General features: G+C 55.1%; 17 protein-coding genes. 10 read left to right on the top strand and 7 right to left on the bottom strand.

The genetic code is table 11. From position 1 onward, the window contains the following. Positions 1 to 11: 11 nt before the first annotated feature. The 10 genes from VKV29_RS09820 to VKV29_RS09775 all read left to right on the top strand — a co-directional run bounded on the left by VKV29_RS09820 (position 12) and on the right by VKV29_RS09775 (position 9,728). A complete protein-coding gene (locus VKV29_RS09820) occupies positions 12 to 1,460 on the top strand; it encodes an MATE family efflux transporter (RefSeq protein ID WP_324201128.1) in 1,449 nt (482 codons plus the stop codon). A gap of 96 nt (positions 1,461 to 1,556) precedes the next feature. Then, the gene (locus VKV29_RS09815; RefSeq protein WP_324201127.1) at positions 1,557 to 3,155 is read left to right on the top strand and encodes an NAD(P)-binding protein; all 1,599 of its coding nucleotides are present in this window, start codon (positions 1,557 to 1,559) and stop codon (positions 3,153 to 3,155) included. Between the two features lie 174 nt (positions 3,156 to 3,329). After that, complete coding sequence (locus VKV29_RS09810; protein WP_324201126.1) at positions 3,330 to 4,694, top strand: sulfatase; 1,365 nt, start codon at positions 3,330 to 3,332, stop codon at positions 4,692 to 4,694. 330 nt (positions 4,695 to 5,024) lie between these two features. After that, positions 5,025 to 6,080 carry an NAD(P)H-dependent glycerol-3-phosphate dehydrogenase gene (locus tag VKV29_RS09805; RefSeq protein ID WP_324201125.1) on the top strand — a complete coding sequence of 352 codons (1,056 nt, stop codon included), beginning with the start codon at positions 5,025 to 5,027 and terminating at the stop codon, positions 6,078 to 6,080. A gap of 80 nt (positions 6,081 to 6,160) precedes the next feature. After that, positions 6,161 to 6,889, top strand: coding sequence for a polyprenol monophosphomannose synthase (locus tag VKV29_RS09800; RefSeq protein WP_324201124.1), 729 nt, complete (start codon positions 6,161 to 6,163; stop codon positions 6,887 to 6,889). Between the two features lie 44 nt (positions 6,890 to 6,933). Next, the gene (gene rpmH / locus VKV29_RS09795; protein WP_016482257.1) at positions 6,934 to 7,068 is read left to right on the top strand and encodes a 50S ribosomal protein L34; all 135 of its coding nucleotides are present in this window, start codon (positions 6,934 to 6,936) and stop codon (positions 7,066 to 7,068) included. Between the two features lie 54 nt (positions 7,069 to 7,122). Next, entirely contained in the window at positions 7,123 to 7,590 is a 468-nt protein-coding gene (gene rnpA, locus VKV29_RS09790; RefSeq protein ID WP_324201123.1) for a ribonuclease P protein component, read from the top strand. A gap of 1 nt (position 7,591) precedes the next feature. Continuing rightward, positions 7,592 to 7,837 (top strand): membrane protein insertion efficiency factor YidD, encoded by a 246-nt coding sequence (gene yidD / locus VKV29_RS09785; protein ID WP_324201122.1) that lies wholly within the window; start codon positions 7,592 to 7,594, stop codon positions 7,835 to 7,837. A gap of 45 nt (positions 7,838 to 7,882) precedes the next feature. Next, positions 7,883 to 9,205 (top strand): YidC/Oxa1 family membrane protein insertase, encoded by a 1,323-nt coding sequence (locus tag VKV29_RS09780; RefSeq protein WP_324201121.1) that lies wholly within the window; start codon positions 7,883 to 7,885, stop codon positions 9,203 to 9,205. 40 nt (positions 9,206 to 9,245) lie between these two features. Beyond that, the gene (locus tag VKV29_RS09775) at positions 9,246 to 9,728 is read left to right on the top strand and encodes a protein jag (protein WP_324201120.1); all 483 of its coding nucleotides are present in this window, start codon (positions 9,246 to 9,248) and stop codon (positions 9,726 to 9,728) included. Positions 9,729 to 9,749: 21 nt separating this feature from the next. Here VKV29_RS09775 and VKV29_RS09770 read toward each other — a convergent pair whose 3' ends face one another. From VKV29_RS09770 to VKV29_RS09740, 7 genes are all read right to left on the bottom strand, one after another. Beyond that, a complete protein-coding gene (locus VKV29_RS09770) occupies positions 9,750 to 10,184 on the bottom strand; it encodes a thioesterase family protein (protein WP_324201119.1) in 435 nt (144 codons plus the stop codon). Positions 10,185 to 10,195: 11 nt separating this feature from the next. After that, on the bottom strand, positions 10,196 to 12,613 hold the full coding sequence (locus tag VKV29_RS09765) for a hypothetical protein (protein WP_324201118.1): 2,418 nt from the start codon (positions 12,611 to 12,613) through the stop codon (positions 10,196 to 10,198). A 53-nt stretch (positions 12,614 to 12,666) separates the two neighbouring features. After that, positions 12,667 to 13,032, bottom strand: coding sequence for a tetratricopeptide repeat protein (locus VKV29_RS09760; protein WP_044948861.1), 366 nt, complete (start codon positions 13,030 to 13,032; stop codon positions 12,667 to 12,669). Positions 13,033 to 13,247: 215 nt separating this feature from the next. Further along, positions 13,248 to 14,351: a tRNA epoxyqueuosine(34) reductase QueG gene (gene queG / locus VKV29_RS09755; protein WP_324201117.1), complete on the bottom strand. Its 1,104-nt coding sequence runs from the start codon at positions 14,349 to 14,351 to the stop codon at positions 13,248 to 13,250. Positions 14,352 to 14,372: 21 nt separating this feature from the next. Then, complete coding sequence (locus VKV29_RS09750) at positions 14,373 to 15,065, bottom strand: chlorite dismutase family protein (RefSeq protein ID WP_075162143.1); 693 nt, start codon at positions 15,063 to 15,065, stop codon at positions 14,373 to 14,375. Between the two features lie 28 nt (positions 15,066 to 15,093). Next, positions 15,094 to 16,179 (bottom strand): WD40 repeat domain-containing protein, encoded by a 1,086-nt coding sequence (locus VKV29_RS09745; RefSeq protein ID WP_324201116.1) that lies wholly within the window; start codon positions 16,177 to 16,179, stop codon positions 15,094 to 15,096. A gap of 148 nt (positions 16,180 to 16,327) precedes the next feature. Beyond that, a complete protein-coding gene (locus tag VKV29_RS09740) occupies positions 16,328 to 17,347 on the bottom strand; it encodes an aldo/keto reductase (RefSeq protein ID WP_324201115.1) in 1,020 nt (339 codons plus the stop codon). Positions 17,348 to 17,526: the final 179 nt, after the last annotated feature.

Below are 17,526 nucleotides of genomic sequence, written 5' to 3'. Positions count from 1 at the left end.
AGGAGAAACCGTTGAGTCTGCAAGGCGAGGAGGCCTTTCCTCTGGAGCCGGTCTCTGAACCCGCGGAAGCTTCCATCGAAACGCATTTGGTGGCGCGACCGGCCCAAAGTGGGCGCGAGGTGCACACGGTGGTCTGGCAGCTAGCCTGGCCCGCCGTGGCCACAATGCTTTTGCAGACCTTCAACGGCCTCATGGATACGCTTTTCGTGGGGCATTTGCCCTACGCAGCCCAAGCGCTGGCTGCAACCGGAGTGGGCGGCCAGGTTATTTTTCTGCTGATCTCGTTGGCGATGGGCGTGTCCGTAGGCTCGACGGCCTTGGTAGCCCGGTTTGTAGGCGCGAAGGAACGCGAGGAGGCGGCACAGGCATCGGGGCAATCGTTGACCCTTGGCTTGGCCATGGGGTTGTTGTTCGGTTTGCTGTTCTTTGGTTTTCGTGGGGTCATGGCCCATCTTTTATTGGGGGGTGAAGCCGATGCATTGTCGGCGAGGCTCTGTGAGCAGTTTCTCCATGTGGCCTTGCTGGCCACGCCTTGCATCTTTCTCCTCAATGCGCTCATGGGCGTTTTTCGGGGGCTTGGCGACACGCGAACGCCTTTGCGTATTCAGTGGGCAATGATCGCCATTCACATGAGTCTCGACTGGCTGCTTATCTACGGGCATTTGGGCCTCCCGAAATTAGGAATCTTCGGTGCGGGCACGGCTTTGGCCAGCTCGATTACGGTGGGCACCGCGCTCTATCTTGTGGCGCTTGGTAAGCCTGCCGGTTTGCCGGATGCCTATCGCATCGAACATCTTTTACCGGATACTCGTTGGTGGCTACGCATTCTGCGGGTGGGAATACCCGCTTCGGTCAATGCGGTGATCCGACAGTTGGGAATGATGTCGTTTACAGGAATGCTGGCGCGGGCGGCCACTGCGAGCGCCGGCATCGCCGCTCTCAACATCGGTATACGGGCTGAAGCCATTGCGTTTATGCCAGGGGTGGGTTACAGTGTGGCGGCCCAAGCTCTGGTTGGGCAAAGCTTGGGGGCGGGCGACTCCAAACGTGCGGAGCGTTTCGCCTATGCAGCCATGTGGCAGGGGGTGGGCATCATGACGATGATGGCCGCCATTTTCTATCTTTGCGCCCGTTCCTTTGCAGGGCTTTTTACCGGCGACGCGAGTGTGATCGCTTTGGGAAGTGACTATCTGCGTGTCAACGCTTTCAGCGAGCCTTTTTTGGCGCTTGCCATGGTGTTGACGGGTGGTCTGCAGGGTGCGGGTGACACTATGCGGCCTACCCTTATTACCATCCTTACCATGTGGCTTATCCGTTTGCCACTGGCCTGGTGGCTCATTTTCCGGCTAGGCTTGCAGACCCATGGGGCATGGCTCTCTATGGCAGTAAGCACCATTCTCACAGGGCTGTTGATGTTTGCACTGTTTCGTGGCGGCAGTTGGAAAAAGGTTACTGTTTAGGCATGCCACACCGGTTGCTTATCTCAAATTTGTTTGGTTGCTTTGGTAAATCCTTCCTAGTTCGTGCTCGAGCTGTGGCCGAGAGGTAAAATGGATGTGGAGATAGGTGTTCGAAAGACGGAGATGGATTTTGATATAGCGATCGTGGGTTCGGGCTTCGGCGGCTCGATCTTGGGGATGATCGCCAGGCGCCTTGGCTATCGCGTTCTTTTAATAGAACGGGGGAGTCATCCTCGTTTTGCTATAGGTGAGTCCACATCGCCCTTATTCAACCTTTTATTGGAAGAGACCGCAGAGCGCTACGAGCTGCCGGTATTGCGTATTTTGAGCGCTTACGGCAGCTGGCAACGTACTTATCCCCACGTCGCCTGTGGCCTAAAACGCGGGTTTACCTTTTTTGAACATATCGAAGGGCGTCGGTGCAATGCCTCTGCCAATCCGGCCTCTCAATTGATGGTGGCCGCTAGCCCATGTGATGAGGTGGCCGACACGCATTGGTACCGGGCCGATGTGGATGCGCTGCTTGTGGAAGAGGCTCAACAAATGGGCGTGGAGTATACCGACCGCACCGACCTCGTTCGTTTGCAGCAGCAGCCGGGCGGTGGATGGCGGCTTGAGGGGGAACGGCTAGGCAAGCCGATGGCAGTTTCCTGCCGGTTTCTGGTAGATGCAAGCGGTCCTCGAGGGTTTCTGGCGCGCGCTTTTGCTATTCCCAATAAGGGCTTCTCCAACTATCCAAAAACGCAGGCGGTCTATACCCATTTTACCGGCGTAAAGCGATGCGAAAGCGTTCCCGACTTCGTTTTGCCTCATCCAGAGCCTTATCCTATGGACGACGCGGCCGTACATCATCTTTTCGACTGCGGATGGGTATGGGTGTTGCGATTTAATAACGGTGTAATAAGTGCCGGCGCCGCGCTTGATGAGACACTGGCGCTGCAATTGGAGGTGGCGGCCGACCCGGAAGGAGGATGGAAGCGGCTGCTGGCCCGCCATCCATCGCTTCAAACGCTTTTCGACGAGGCGCAACCGATAAGACCCTTTGTTTTCGTGCCTAGCCTGACATGGCGAAGCCAGAGCGTGGTTGGAGAGCGCTGGGTTATGCTGCCTTCGGCGATGGCTTCTATTGACCCGTTGTTCTCAACCGGGTTTCCGCTCAACCTGCTGGGCATACTTCGGCTGGCCGCAATTTGGGAGCACGGTCTAGAAGAGCCTTCCCTTTCCCACGCCTTGACGGCATACGCCGAGGTTGCGTTAGCCGAGGCCGATTTCACGGCACGTTATGTGGCCGCCTGCCGTAAGGCGATGCGCTGCTTTCCCGTCTTTGCCGCCCTCAGCATGTTCTATTTTGCAGCCGCCAGTTTCTCCGAAATGGCACGGCGGCTCCATTGCCCTCATTTGGCCACGCGCTATTTAGCGGAAGACCGCAAAGACCTCATGGCAGGCTGGGCGCGATGTGAAGCGATGCTTGATGCGGTTTTGGAGCAACCAAACCCTGCAGCTCTGTCCTGTTTCGAGCAGGCCGTTGCCGAGGCCATCGAGAGGCTGAACATAGCAGGCCTCTGCGATCCACACAAGCTAAACCGCTATGGCGTTGACTTCGAGGATGTTATCCGAGGCGCGGAGAAGCTGGGCTTTACCCCGGAGGCCATGCGAGAGATCATCAAGACCGCTCCCTGGGCGCAGGGCTGTTAACTGCGACTTTGCTCCATAAGTTGCGATTTAGGGCTTATTTTTGTTCAATGTGCGTCCGTTGAGAGGGGGCTTTGCGTTCGTATCTCTTGCCGCGACTAGGATGTCTTAGGCAGGGAATGCTTGGGAGTTCATAGAAACTTACCCCAAAATACAAAGTTCCTATGGAGACTGCGTGTGAACATCATTATCATCTGCCTCGATTCGCTTCGTCAGGATCATGTCAGTTTCTACCATCAAGGCAAACCGGCCTTTGAGGGAATTCCGGCTTGTCGAACGCCTAATATAGATGCTTTCGCGCAGCAGTGTGTGGCGTTTGAAAACGCATATCCCTGTGGTCTGCCGACCATCCCCATACGAATGGAGCTGATGACCGGCCAGTTTTCCTTACCCTATCGTCCATGGCAACCGCTTGCGCCGACCGATATTCCGATGGCCGAGATTTTGCGAAAGGAGGGGTATGTTTGCGGTCTTATCTCAGATACCTATCACTATCGTGCTCCTGGAATGAACTATCATCGCGGCTTTAATGCCTATCACTGGATTAGGGGACAGGAGTATGACCCCTACAACTCCGCTCCTACACGACGTGATGTTATGGCCTATGTCAACGAAAACTACCCTCCTCAATGGCGTCAGCTGGTGGCACAGTTTCTGGCAAACACCGACGATTTTACTCAGGAGACCGACTGGTTTCCTGCCAAAGTCGTTGAGCAGGCCTGCGATTGGTTGAAGAAAAACCGGTGCCATGAGAAAATCTTCTGCTGGATCGACTCTTTTGACCCTCATGAGCCTTGGGATCCGCCGAAACGCTTTGATACCTACACCGACCCTGCTTACAGAGGCCCACGCCTCATTATGCCAATGGGTGGGCAGGCCACCATGTGGGCTACACAGGAGCAGATAGCCCATATTCGCGGGCTTTATGCTGGCGAGGTGAGCTTTGTAGATCACTGCCTTGAGCTGCTATTTACATGTCTAGCCGAGAACGGCTATTTTGACGATTCGATCGTTGTGCTACTGGCCGACCATGGGCATCCGTTGGCCGATCACGGAAAGTTTTTAAAGGGAGCGGATAGGCTCTACTCGGAGCTACTTAAGGTGCCTTTTCTGATGCGTCTGCCAAACGGCACACCGCGCCGAACGAAAGCGTTGGTACAGTTTCCCGATCTTCTGCCGACGCTGCTTGAACTGGTGGGATTAAAGAACAGCATTACTTCGATGCATGGAAGATCGTTTGCTCCCGTTTTGTTGGGGCAGGAGGATAGGCATCGGGAGGCCGTAATTGCTGGTTACTATGCTGGGGTGGATCGCTGCATTCGTGATAGCATTTGGAGTTATATCCAGCGGCCGGAAGGGGAGACAGATGAGTTGTATAACCTTCAGGAAGACCCGCGTGAAACCCGCAACCTGATAGATGTTTATCCCCAGGAGGCGGTGCGTTTGGCATCCTATTTCGGCAGCTACTGGCGTCGCAGGGTTACGCACATCGTCAAGGGCATTCAGGGCGAGTATGAAGTGGCCAGCGGGCCGGTGGTGTAAGGGTCCGTCTGCCGTTCTCTGCTTAAGTACTGCTGCCTCAGAGAACAGAATGCTGCGTTGTGGATGAAGGCTGCCATCGCTCCTTGCCCAATGTCTGTTGTAAACTACACATCTGAAGATGGGGGCTTGCCATCAGGGCTGACGCCCTTCTCATCAATGCGGGGGCATCCGGCGTCGCAAGGTTCGGTGGCATAGAGATGGCTGCATGAGAGGCGCAGTTTTGGAAATTAGGGTAGACTTTGACGGCGCCTAAGACGGCTCTATTTGGACGGTTATAGGCCGTCTGCTATGGAAACGGAATTTTGCGTTAACGGCATGGAGAGAGAAGACTTGGCTTCCCTAACGGATCGAAGGGTTGCAGAGAGACGCCTGGCTATTTTAGGGGCAGGGAGTTGGGGGACGGCGTTGGCCCTTATTTTGGCCGACAATGCCCACCGCATTTGCCTTTGGGCGCGAAGCCAAGAGCATGCTAAGGCGTTACAGCGTGAGCGGGAGAACCGTCGCTATCTCCCCGGTTTTCCGTTGCCTTCGGGTATCGAGGTTACCTCATGTCTGGAGGAAGCTCTGGCGGAAACCGAGGGAGTTATTTTCGCCGTGCCGAGCGACGCGGTGCGGTCGGTAGCCGAATCCATTCGGTCTCTCTTACCGCCTAGCGCCTTTGTGCTTTCTGCCACCAAGGGGCTGGAGGAGGGGACGGGCTTTCGCATGAGCCAAGTTCTCATGGAAGTGCTGCCGGAGGTGGAGAAGCGGCTGGCCGTGCTTTCGGGGCCCAATTTGGCCGTCGAGATGGCGCGGGGTGTCCCAACGGCTACCGTGGTGGCTGCGTTTCATGAGGAGACCGCTCGCCACATTCAGCAGGTTTTTGCGCAACAGTCCGTGCCCACTTTTCGCGTTTATACCAGCACCGATGTGGTGGGGGTAGAGCTGGGAGGAGCCGTAAAAAATGCCATCGCCATCGGTATAGGGGTTTGCGATGCCCTCGGTTATGGCGATAATGCGCGGGCCGCCTTTATGACGCGCGGTTTGATGGAGACGATCCGGCTCGGCAGAGCGCAGGGAGCGAAAGCGGAGACCTTTTCCGGTCTTTCCGGAGTAGGTGACCTTATCGCCACAGCCCATAGTCGTTTGTCACGCAACTATCGAGTGGGATATGGAATCGGGCAAGGGAAAGCGCTCGAAGAGGTGCTTCGCGAGATCGGGCAGGTGGCCGAAGGGGTGCCCACAACGCGTGTTTTATGCAGCCTTGCGCAACGTTATGGGGTAGAGATGCCTCTGAGCCAGGCTTTGCACTGCCTGCTGTTTGAAGGGTTTTCGCCTGAAGAGATCATCCGCAACCTCATGCTGAGGCCTCTGAAGAGCGAGGGCGCGCCGTGTGGCATGGAATAGGAACGAAATGGCTATATCCCGACGTTGGCTCTCCTTGCTGAACGCAGAGGGATGAGAGGTGTAAGCGCTTGAAGAGGGTTGTGGTCGTTATACCGACCTATAACGAAGCGGAGAACATCGAGCAGATCGTTCGGCAGGTGTATTCGACATTGCCCGAGACGCACCTATGGGTTGTAGATGATGGATCGCCGGATGGTACGGCCGAGATAGCTGAGGGACTACGTCCTCAGTATGAAGGGCTTTGCATTTATCGGCGGGAGGGGCCGCGTGGATTAGGTCGTGCCTATCGTGAGGCTTTTTCGCGCCTTTTACAGGAGGGGTGCTATGAGTACATCGTTCAAATGGATGCCGACCTCTCGCATGATCCGCGCTACCTGCCCGATTTGATTAGGGCTGCTGAGGAAGCGGATGTTGTTTTAGGATCGCGTTATGTAAAAGGAGGCGGTGTGCGCGACTGGCCGTTTCATCGCGTGCTGCTGAGCCGCTGGGCTAACTTCTACGTCCATCTCATCACCGGCATTCCAGTTAGGGACGCCACATCGGGCTTTCGTTGTTGGCGCGCCTCTGCTCTACAACGCCTTAACCTAGAGGAGGTGGTTTCGGAGGGCTATGCATTTGCCGTGGAAATGGTCTTTCGGGCTTACCGAGCGGGCTTGCGTATTGTGGAGGTGCCCATCGTTTTTACCGATAGGCGCCATGGACGCTCGAAGATGACACGGCGGGTTATTTGGGAGTCGGTTCAGATGCCCTGGCGTTTGCGTTTTCAGTATGGCGATAATGGCGAACGTCTCTTCCGAAAAAGGCTCTGAACATGCTATAATAGGAGACAATTGTTCGTGAGGAGACAAAGGAAATGAAGCGAACATATCAGCCTCATAACAGACGACACAAGCGTGTGCACGGATTTCGCAGCCGGATGCGCACGCACGATGGGCGCAATGTGCTGCGTCGGCGTCGGCAGAAGGGGCGTCATCTGCTTGTTCACTAAGGGTGCCGTTTGGGCTTCTGAGTCATAACGGAGGCGCGAAGAGGAGCCTGAAAGATGGAAACCGTTCGCGCCTTCAGTCCGTATGCACTACAGAATGCCACCTTGCCAGAGACAACCATGTTGCCGCGTCCGTTGCGCCTACGTGCTCGTAAAGATTTTCAGGCCGTCTATCGGCAGGGGCGTTCGTGGGCAAACCGCGATGTGGTGCTGTATTTACGAAAACGCAACGAGGATGACGTTCCAAACCCACCGCATCCGCGCATCGGGTTTGTGGTAAGCAAGAAAGTCGGCAAGGCTGTGGTGCGCAACCGTCTGCGTCGGCGCTTGCGCGAGGCCGTTCGTCTACAGATAAATAGGCTGAAACAAGAGCCATATGACCTTGTGTTCATCGCAAGATCGTCTCTGTTAAAGAAACCATGGTCGGACGTGCTAACCTCGGTGAATGCGGTTTTACAGCAGGCCGGTGTTCTCGATGAGGCTGAGGGGGAGTGTAGCCGTGAGGGAGCGAGACAAGGAAGTTAGAGTGGCGCAGCAGAACCTTTTGGGGCGGATAAGTTGGCTCGGCCGAAAGGGGCTGATCGGCTTGGTCAGGCTGTATCAAGCGACGCGTCCCTATCGCCCAAGGGTATGCCGCTACCACCCCTCTTGTTCCGAATACATGATACAGGCTATCGAAAAATACGGGGTTTACACCGGTGTGGCATTAGGGATACGACGCATTTTGCGTTGCAACCCTCTTTCGATAGGAGGGTACGATCCGGTACCGTAGGGATGGCTATCGCATCATCCGCATAAAGTTATGAGGAGATTGTCGTTGAAAATTACACAGCGTTTCTTGGTGTTTAGTGTTGTTCTCATTGTTCTCGGTGCCCTACTAACGGGGTGCAACCGAGGCCCTCAAGGCATACCCCCCTATACTTTAGAACACGCACGCCAACTTGAAGCTATCGATCCCGATGCCGCTGTAGGTACCTTTATGGCCGTGAAAAACCAGAATGCGAGCCGTAATCCGGAGCTTGCTGCCGAGGCGCTTTGGGAGTTGGCGCAGTTTACCTCCAATCCGAACTATTACGGTACGCCGGCGCAAATTCATGCCGTCGATCCCAATCATCTCACACCCGAGGCCCTTCATGAGCTAGATGAAAAGCACGCCCAGGGCGATTTACTTGCACGACAGGCACTTATCGAGCTGAAGCGCTCCTTTGCCAACACGAAAGTCGCTCAGAATCCGCAGGTAGACCAGTTGTTGAAGGTTGTTGACGAACGCATAGACCGGCGTAACTCGCACAGCTTAGGCTACAAATTTATTGACGCTCTGGTCGCCCTAACAGGACGCAAACCCGATTTCAGCTACTGGTTCGCTCTTGTTTTATTGGCGATCATTGTGCGGGCGCTCACCTTTCCGCTTATGCTGCGCATCTACGCCAATCAGCGCGAAATGCAGCGCATGCAGCCCATCATTCGTGAGATACAGACGCGCTATAAAGACGACCCACAGGTGATGTTTCGCAAAGTGCAGGAGGCTTACAAGGAGCATGGGGTGAACCAGTTTGCCTCGTGTCTTCCCATGCTCATTCAGTATCCTCTCTTGATCCTCATGTTTGAGTGGATCCGTGCCTATGAAATCCATTTTGCCAACGGGCATTTTTTGTGGATAGGCAGCCATTTGGCCGACCGGTTTCCCGGCATTGTAGCTCATAACCTTGCGGAGATGGATGTTCCGCTGTTGTTGATCTATGCGGCAAGTATGTATCTCTCCATTAAGCTCACCCCTGTGAGCGATCCACAGATGGCGCAGCAACAGCAGACAAGCTCACTTATCATGACCTTCATCATGATCTACTTCTTCTATCAAGAAGGATGGTCTTCCGCGTTCTTACTCTATTGGCTGGCGTTAAACCTCATCTCCGCGGCTCAACAATACTACTACATCTACCGCCCCACGAAGTTGGCGCAGGCCGCAGGTGGAAACGGAGCTATTACCCTGAAAGTGATAGGGGAGAACGGAAAAGGTGTCGCGCGCGATGGCCAATCTACTTCTGCACCATCCGCTACTGCACCTCAATCGGCGGGTTCGTCGCCCTCGCGTTCTCCAAGCGCACGGCCTGCACCGCGTCCACGTCGTAAGAAGAGATAATGTCGGTTTCCTAACCCATTGAAGGAGAGGACCTGGGCAGATGAGCGACCATATAGATGACGAGGCTCTGAACGAGCAGCAGCGGATCGCCCTACAGCTAATGAACGAGATATGCGATCGGCTGCCGCATGATGTGCGTCCCGTAGGACGTGAGATGCAGGGGTGTTACTTTTATGTGGAGCTTGTGGGGGAAGACGCCCAACGATTTTGGGGGCATGCGGGAAAATCGCTCGATGCGCTTCAATTCATCGCCAATAACATTCTTGTACGACGCGTTCGTGGCGAGCTGCGGCTTGTGCTAGATGCGGGCGGCTATCGGGAACGACGGGCGGCCGCGTTGCGCGCTCGCGCCCTGGAGTTGGCGCAAGAGGTGAAAGCCATGAACCAGGAGGCAGAGCTAGAGCCACTACCCCCTCATGAACGCCGTATTATCCATAAAGCGCTTGCCGATGACCCCGATGTGCGTACCTATAGTGAGGGCGAGGAGCCAGACCGACGCATCATCATCTCGCCTCGCGAGTAGCCCTTCACGAACGTAACCGGCCTATGCATCTTTCGCGTCTGTACAGTAGGGCGCGATGAGTGATCGGAACTTCTCTGACCATGGGCGTGGGCGGCGGGTTTGAGGGTCTACTCTTACTATCACCGTGAGGCCCTCTGCGGCCAGTTCCCCATCTTCTCGATACATTTTGAAAGAGAGTGTGAGGCTGCTATTGCCAATGTGACTCACCGTCACAAAAATATCCACCGGTTGAATATGCTCCACCGGTGCCCTGTAGTTGATCTCGTTGCGAGCGACCACATAAGGCCAATCGAGATCGGGATTCTCCGGGTAAGCCCCTTCTCCGAGAGCACGCCACAGCTCAAAGCGTGCCCGCTCAAAGAGCACAAGATACTCTGCATTGTGAAGATGATGCTGCGGATCCATCATATCAAAATAGACGTACTGTTTACTGTGCAATACCATTGGTTCAGACATTCGCTTCCTCCTTATACATTTCTGCGACTTCGGAATAGGTTTTTGGATGATTCCCAGCAGAGGAACAAAATGCCTATTAAGCTCAGATAAAGCCCGATGTTAAAGCTTGAAGGTCGAAACTGGAATGCGACGATGTGGTTGCCTGGAGAGAGGCGTACAGCGCGAAACAGCGAACCTTGAGATGCTGGTGGTATGAGAATAGGCACCGCATGTTTATCTACCGCTGCTTCCCAACCGGGATAGTTTTCGTCGGCGAGAATAAGCAAGCCGCCGGAAGAAGCTGCAACCTGCAAGGATACGCGGGTAGGGAGGTCTTGAAGATACATTACCGATGGATTTGGGAGATTGGGATTGTCCGACACAAAGCGAGCACGTGGTAGCGCAGAGGATAGAGGATAGAGGGTAAGGTCATCGCTTGAGAGCGGCAGCGGTGGTGTTTGAGGGGGAAGGGTGACATCGGCAAAGGCAGGGTTGTCGGTGGGTAGGGCCACCGCATAGCGAGCACCGGTTGTTGGAACAAGAGGGGCGTTAGGGTTTTGAAAAAACACCATATTACCTACTTCTGGGGGGCTAGCGTCGCTTACGCCGAAACGATTGGGACGCGCAAAGTGGTCGGCATAGGCTTTCAATTGACCAGGAAATAGGGAGTCGTAGCCCTGCACATCTCGCAGTCCGTAGACCATAGCCCCGTTGGGGGGTAAGACGACCGGAGGTGGGTTATCGAGGCTCCAGAACCGATTTATGGGGAATATACGCTCATGGCCGAGGTGGGTTTGAAGATAGCGAATGCCTGGCGTGAGAGGATAGACCCAAGCTGAACGGGCAACCGGGTTGACCGGCATACCGGTCCAAAAGAGGTCGGCGATCGTGATAGCGAGACAGCCGAGAGCGAAACGAAAGGAGCCTGGCGGAGGGCGACGCTGTGTTCTCCAGAAGAGAATAGCGGATAGCGTAAGACCGACCCCAAGGCGAACCCAATCATAGGGTATACGAGAGAGCGCTTGAGCGAAGGACGGCACATTGAGCAGGTCAAAGCCAGGAAGCGGCGCCGACAGTGCCTGAGAGACCAACAAAAGGCAGATGCCAAGACTGGCCAGTAGCGCCACAAAAAGGGCGAGGAGTGGCGGCTTTTCGAGTGGTGATTCGAGAAGATAGTCTAAACCAAACGCGGCCAAACAGGCTATGGCGAAGGCCCAGAGCACCAGAATGCGCGCCGGCGACCCAGAAGCGCCAAAGCCTGGAATCCCGAAATAGAAGAGCGCGTTCAATGGGGTGCCGAGCGCCATGAGAAGGGCGAACACCGCGAGAATCGCGAAAAACAGCGCCCGATAGTTTGGGGAACGGCGATGCAACGCGCGATAGACGGCCACGGCAGCCAAAAGCAGAGGAAGAATGCCTATATAGAGCGCTGTTTCGGCGGCGTTATGTCGTACAGCAACCAGCGAGTTGCCGGCAGATTGTAGATAAAAGCCCCAATAATGGTTTTGCGGATCGTAATCGTTGCCGGTGAGATTTGGCAAAAACAGGGTAGAGAGTTCGTAGGGTTGAAGGGCGTAGGCGACGTACTCTTGGTAACCGGCCGCTGTGGCCTGGGTTGCGCGGTGGGATAGACGCGAAAGCTCTAATGTTGGCAGAAGCTGAACGGAACAGAGGAGGCCACCGAGTAAAAAAAACCCGGCCGATAGCGCAAGCAGTTTCCCGATGGGTTTGTGTTCCTGTGCCGTACGAATGAGAAGGGCGAGCGCCCATAGAAAGGCAGCCAATAGGCCATAGAAGGCGATCTGTAAGTGGCCGGCCAACAGCATAAGACCGAGGGAGGCCCCAGCGGAGGTAAGGGCGGTGCCGGCGGAATCGGGCGTGCGCAGGAGCCTGTAAAGTTGACCTAGCAGGAGGGGAAACCAACACGACGTGGCGAGAAAGGTGGGGAGCTGGAGCCATTGGACTTGCCAGGCCGAGTAGGCATAGATGCAGCCGCCAAGCAGGGAGGCGAGGGGAGAGCACCTAAGTTGTCTGAGAAACAGGTAGGTGAACCAGCCACAGAGGGTGAGGTGTAGGAGAGCATTAAGGTTGAATGCAATCGTCGTTGGAAAAAGATCGAGTAGGAGGTTAGGCGGGTAGAAGACAGCAGACTGGCTGTTGGCGACGAAGGGCGCTCCACAGAACTGGTAGGGATTCCATAGGGGCAAAAATCCGGATCGAACCGTTCTGGCGGCAAACAGGCGCCAAGGATAGAACTGGGCGATGCCATCCCAGCGCAACGGGTTCCAGGGTGGCAGCGATTTGGTGTGAATTGCAGTCTGGTAGGGCGCGATAGTACCCAGCAACCCGGCAGGCAAAAAAACATCCCCTACAAAGGTCGTGCGGTAGAGGAAGATGGCGGCAAGTAAGAGATAAAAAACGGGCGGGAACCAGTTAGGAAACTTGTGCAAGCGAGCCACACCTTGGCGAGAGGGCGAGGCAGCACGGGACAATGCGGCGTTCGCTATCCAAGCATCTCCTTGATGAATTTCAGGCTATCGGTGGCGCGTTTATTATTTGGGTCAAGACGCAGCACTTCCTGGAACTCCGCCGTCGCTTCGTCGTACATGCCGAGCATAGAGTAGGTGAGGGCGAGGTCGAGCCGGATATCTACGCGCTCGGCAGCAAGTTGCACGGCTTTTTGAAGCTCTTCGAGCGATTCGTCGAAGAGACCCGTAAAGCCGTAGACAAGGCCGAGTTGATGATGTGCGTCGCAAGAATTGGGGTCTTTTTCCAAGACCTCTTTAAAGGCAGCGACAGCCTCATCGTACTGGCCCTCGTTCTTATATGCTATGCCACGTTCCAGGATGCTGTTTTCTAAGCAGCTCATTGTCATGCGTGTCTCCCTTAGGTTGTTTCGGGGTTCTATTGTCATCATAATCAAGGATAATGGCGTTGAGCGACCCCGTTTCGTTCCTGTTCTGACTTGTTCCCTGGAAACTAGATGCGATTATATCACGTCCATATAGGAAAATCAAGAGGAAGTTTTATGTAGGTATCTTTTTGCGGATGAGATGCCTCTTACTCAGGGAGCCAATGGCTTGCTTAGGCCTGGTTTGGGTGAGGGCGTGATGAGGTGGTTTTGCGCTTTCTTAACGTATCGAGCGCCCAAGCAGCGTGCTCTCGTACGAGAGGATCGGGGTCATGTTCGGCGGCGTTTTGAAGTGCGAATTCTGCCTCCGGATCGTCGCTATAGGCAAGAGCAACAGCGACATTGCGCAGCAACCCCCTTCGTTTTGCACGTTTCACCGGGCTTTTTCGAAACTTTTCTCGAAACTCCGGTTCGCTTAATCGCAATAAGTCTACTAAGCGGCTGTTTTGGGTGATCTCACGGGGCTGAAACGCCGGCTCTGTGGTGGGTGTGCTGAACTTTTGGTTGAAAGGGCAGACCTCCTGGCAGATGTCACAACCGAAAACGCGGTTGCCATTGGCCGAGAGCGCGGGGCGCAACTCCACGGGGATGGCCTCCTTTAGTTCGATAGTGAGATAGGATATGCAGCGGCGAGCATCGAGTTGGTACGGAGCGATAAGGGCACCCGTAGGGCAGGCTTCGATGCAACGCATGCATCGTCCGCAGTGGCCTTCAGCCGGCCGGTCGGGTTCAAGGTCGAGATCGGTTACCAGAGCGCCGAGGAAGAAATAAGAGCCACGGCGCGAGTGGATCAGCATGGTGTTTTTGCCGAACCAGCCGAGACCGGCACGCTGAGCCACCTCTCTTTCGAGTAGAGGGCCTGCATCTACATAGACTCTCCCGGAGACGTTTGGCGCGATGTGTTTTTTGATGTGCTCCAAAAGTTGGTAGAGGCGTTTTGTCATCACATCGTGGTAGTCGTCCCCACGAGCGTAACGGGCGAAAATGGCATGGTTTGGACGCGCAGGAGGAGTTCCCGGCCCCTCTTCTGTGTCGGCATAGTAGTTCATACCCACAACGATAAGAGAGCGTGCGTTGGGCAGAAGCTCTTGAGGGTTTAGCCGTCGCTCCAGATTGCGGGCAAGGTAGTCCATCTGACCGGCATATCCCTTTTCAAGCCAGTCGCGGTACTCTCGTTGAAAGATCGAGGGACTGGCCTCCGCGATGCCGACAAGATCGAAGCCTAGCTCTTTAGCATAGGCTTTAATCTGCTCTTCGCGTGTTATTATGGTCTGCATGTTGTGGCGAGGGCGTTATATTTAGCCAATTGCATCAAGAGCTTCACGCAGCGGCACCTGTACGCACGTAAAGGTTGGGGTATCCCGAAGGGTATAAGCGCTTGCCTCCGATTCCCGCATATGTTGTACAAGATCGAGAAAGTCGGCCGGAATGTCGGTTTCAAAGGCAACCACAAACTCTTGGTCATCAATGCCAAAAGAGTAGGTGGTGTTGAGTTTAACCGTCGGATATTTATGCCCAAGCTCTATATGCTCCGCCATGGCCTTCTGGCGTTCCTCGTAAGGCATTCGATACCAGGCGCGTGTTTTGACGAAAGGATAAACAAAGAGGAATTTGCGCCCGGTGGGGCGGATGATGAGGCGACGCCCTTCCGGTTCGTTTTTTGCGGTCGGGTCTTTGTATTGGGAGGCTTTCGTCATGGAGAGGAAGCAGTAGGGCTGTGTCATCCAGCGGCCGATGCCGGTTCGTAGAAAGCGAGCCGCATGGTTTCGCAGGAGGTCGAGGTCAGGTGAAGCCATCCAAAGCAGGAGGTCTACGTCACCTCGAATGCCGGTAAGGGAGTAGCTACGGATCATCATTTCGTCGGCGGCCTCTTCCACCGCGCAGGCGAAGTCGGCCTTGTCTTTTTCTCGAACTTCATCGGGTTGGCGTCGCCAAGCGGGGTCAACTTTATAGAAAGCGAATTCGACCATGGTACGACCACGGTTTTCCATTGTTCATCTCCTTGCTAGCGGATCGAAATTAGGGTGCAAGTACGAGCGCCCGTACCGGGCCGTCATGGGCAGCGATACAGGCGACCTGCTTATCTGTATTTACGTTCCAGAAGCTGAGAGTATTATCGGCAGCGCCACAGATGAGCACAGTGCCATCGGCACTCCAGAGGAGGGTGCGGGGGGGTTGAGGGAGATTCCCTTGGAAAGCGAGGGGCATTCCTGTCGCGGCATTCCAGAGGCGGATATGGCCGTTGGAATCGCCGGTGGCCAGGGTTTTGCCGTCGGGGGAGGCGGCAAGAGCGGTGACACCACGTTCGCAAACGAAAACACGCCGAATCTGTGCTCCTGTGGCAAGGTTCCAGATCATCAGATAGCCATCTTCGGAGACGCTGGCGACTTGGGTAGCTCCGGCAAGCAGGGCTATGCCGGTGATGGGGGCGTCATGGGCTAGGATGCTGGAGCGCAAAACGATTCTGCGTCCGTTATCGAACAACAGCCATACCCGAATCTGTCGGTCGGCGCCGGCGCTAATGAGGGTATGGTTATCGGGAGCGTAGATGAGGCCTGTAACCGCGTCGCTATGGGCTGGCACGGCAGCGAGCAAACGCCCTTGTTGCCACGCCCAAAGGCTAATGGAACCATCGGCGGCACCTACAGCAAGAATCGTGTTATCAGGAGAAAGAGCCAGTGCGGTTATAGGGCCATGGTTCACAGCAAGTGTGTCGCCGGGTGCACCTGAGGCCAGATTCCAGAGGCGTACAACGCCATCCGCTCCACCGGAGATCAGCATTTGCTGCCCGTCTTTCGTGCCGAGTGTCAAAGCGTTAAGGTCGCCGGTATTCGGGTCGATCTGAAGGGTAGGTTGGCCGCTGGTGTCCCACAATTTGATGTTTCTGCTGGCCGAGATCACTTTTGGCAGTGGCATAAGATTGAGAGTTGGAGTAGAAGGAATGGTGGGAGTTTGGGCTGGTTTGGAAGGACTTGGTGCACGCGAGCGGCCAAGCTGCGCTTGAACCGGATAGGCAAAGGCCACGCTGAGCAGGATGCATAGCATTTTGACTGCAGTACCGCGCGTAGATATCGTCCGTGCAAACCGTAGTCTGGTAATGACCAACTCCTTGCTCCTTCCTTCGCAACAATCAATAACGATGCATCACCTCCTTTTTAGACCCCGAATCAAGCAACAAGTTTCAACCCCTTCCCCGTACCCCTAAGGGTGCGGAGATGACATAGATGGTTTGGCGCTTTAAGCCGAGCTTCTTTTAGGGGGTAGCTGCCGTCGGCTCTAGGTAGAAGTTGTTGGCATAGAGATCGGCCACTTTGTCCAGCTCTTCTTGGGTAAAGGGGGGAGTATCGGGTGCTTTGGCGAACTCCTCCAACTGAGCATGGTCGTAGATGTTGGGCAATACCGACACGATGGCAGGCTGAGCGAGCAGCCACTGGATGGCCATCTGGCCAGGTGTGCGGCCTGCCGATTCGGCAGCAAAGCGCAACTTTTCCAGTTTCTTTAGCCCATTGATAAGCCACTCTTGGCGCATCTGATCGTTGGTGAGGCGGAAGCTGCGGTGGTCGTTTGTATCGAAGGTGGTTTCGGTGGTGTAGCGCCCTTCCAAAATGCCAGAAGCGTGGGGAACACGCACGATGACGGGAACACCGGCCTCTTTTGCTGCCGGGCAGATCGGCTCACCGAGCTGTTGTTCCAGCATGTTGTAGATGATCTGGACGGCCATGCGGCGCTCTTTGACGCTGTAGAGGCCCTCCTCTATCTGTCGTTCAGGTCGCAGCGCCGGCCCTAAGGCTGCACCATAGGAGCGAATTTTTCCCTCCTGCTTAAGCACTTCGAGCGTGGCAAAAAGATCGTCGCTTTGAAGTGCGGAGAGGCGCGGGTTGTGAAGTTGATAAAGGTCTATGTGGTCGGTGCGCAGACGTTGTAAGCTCTGTTCACAAGCGCGACGTACGAACGCTGGTGTCCAGTCTTGAGGCCTTTCTCTCTGGCCGGGCTGAACGCCAGGGTAGTTGTAGAAATCGTAGCCAAATTTGGTGGCGATAACGATCTCATGACGATGATTTTCGAGTGCGTCGGCGAGCAACGTCTCGCCCTTTCCGTCGCCGTAGACATCGGCGGTATCGAAGAAGTTTATGCCGAGATCGAAGGCGCGACGCAGCAGGCGAATGCCCACCTCATCGTCATTGATGCCCCACATGGTTGTGGCGACGGTCCAGACCCCAAAACCGACGGCGGAAGCTTTAAGCCCCGTTTCTCCTAACACACGGTATTCCATGTTTTTACCTCCCAAAAGACGAAGGGCAATGAACCCTTCGAACGGTTTTCACTACTAAATAGTATCCAACATTAGAGATGGCAGAGTCAATATTTGGATAAAAATATCCAAAATTTTCCCTTGTCCTCTCTCTGCCGTATAGGATAAATGAGTGCTTGACTTGTACAAGGAACTATGAT

This window comes from Chthonomonas sp. (assembly GCF_035294165.1).
In the GTDB taxonomy this organism is placed as follows: Bacteria; Armatimonadota; Chthonomonadetes; order Chthonomonadales; family Chthonomonadaceae; genus Chthonomonas.
Note: the sequence above shows the minus strand (reverse complement) of the source record. Positions and strands in the feature narration are given on the sequence as shown.

Bases quoted from the DNA above. Each gene is read 5' to 3' on its own strand.
- rpmH (WP_016482257.1), top strand. From the start codon at position 6,934: ATGAAGCGAACATATCAGCCTCATAACAGACGACACAAGCGTGTGCAC.
- rnpA (WP_324201123.1), top strand. From the start codon at position 7,123: ATGGAAACCGTTCGCGCCTTCAGTCCGTATGCACTACAGAATGCCACC.
- VKV29_RS09775 (WP_324201120.1), top strand. From the start codon at position 9,246: ATGAGCGACCATATAGATGACGAGGCTCTGAACGAGCAGCAGCGGATC.
- VKV29_RS09770 (WP_324201119.1), bottom strand. From the start codon at position 10,184: ATGTCTGAACCAATGGTATTGCACAGTAAACAGTACGTCTATTTTGAT.
- VKV29_RS09760 (WP_044948861.1), bottom strand. From the start codon at position 13,032: ATGAGCTGCTTAGAAAACAGCATCCTGGAACGTGGCATAGCATATAAG.
- queG (WP_324201117.1), bottom strand. From the start codon at position 14,351: ATGCAGACCATAATAACACGCGAAGAGCAGATTAAAGCCTATGCTAAA.
- VKV29_RS09750 (WP_075162143.1), bottom strand. From the start codon at position 15,065: ATGGAAAACCGTGGTCGTACCATGGTCGAATTCGCTTTCTATAAAGTT.
- VKV29_RS09740 (WP_324201115.1), bottom strand. From the start codon at position 17,347: ATGGAATACCGTGTGTTAGGAGAAACGGGGCTTAAAGCTTCCGCCGTC.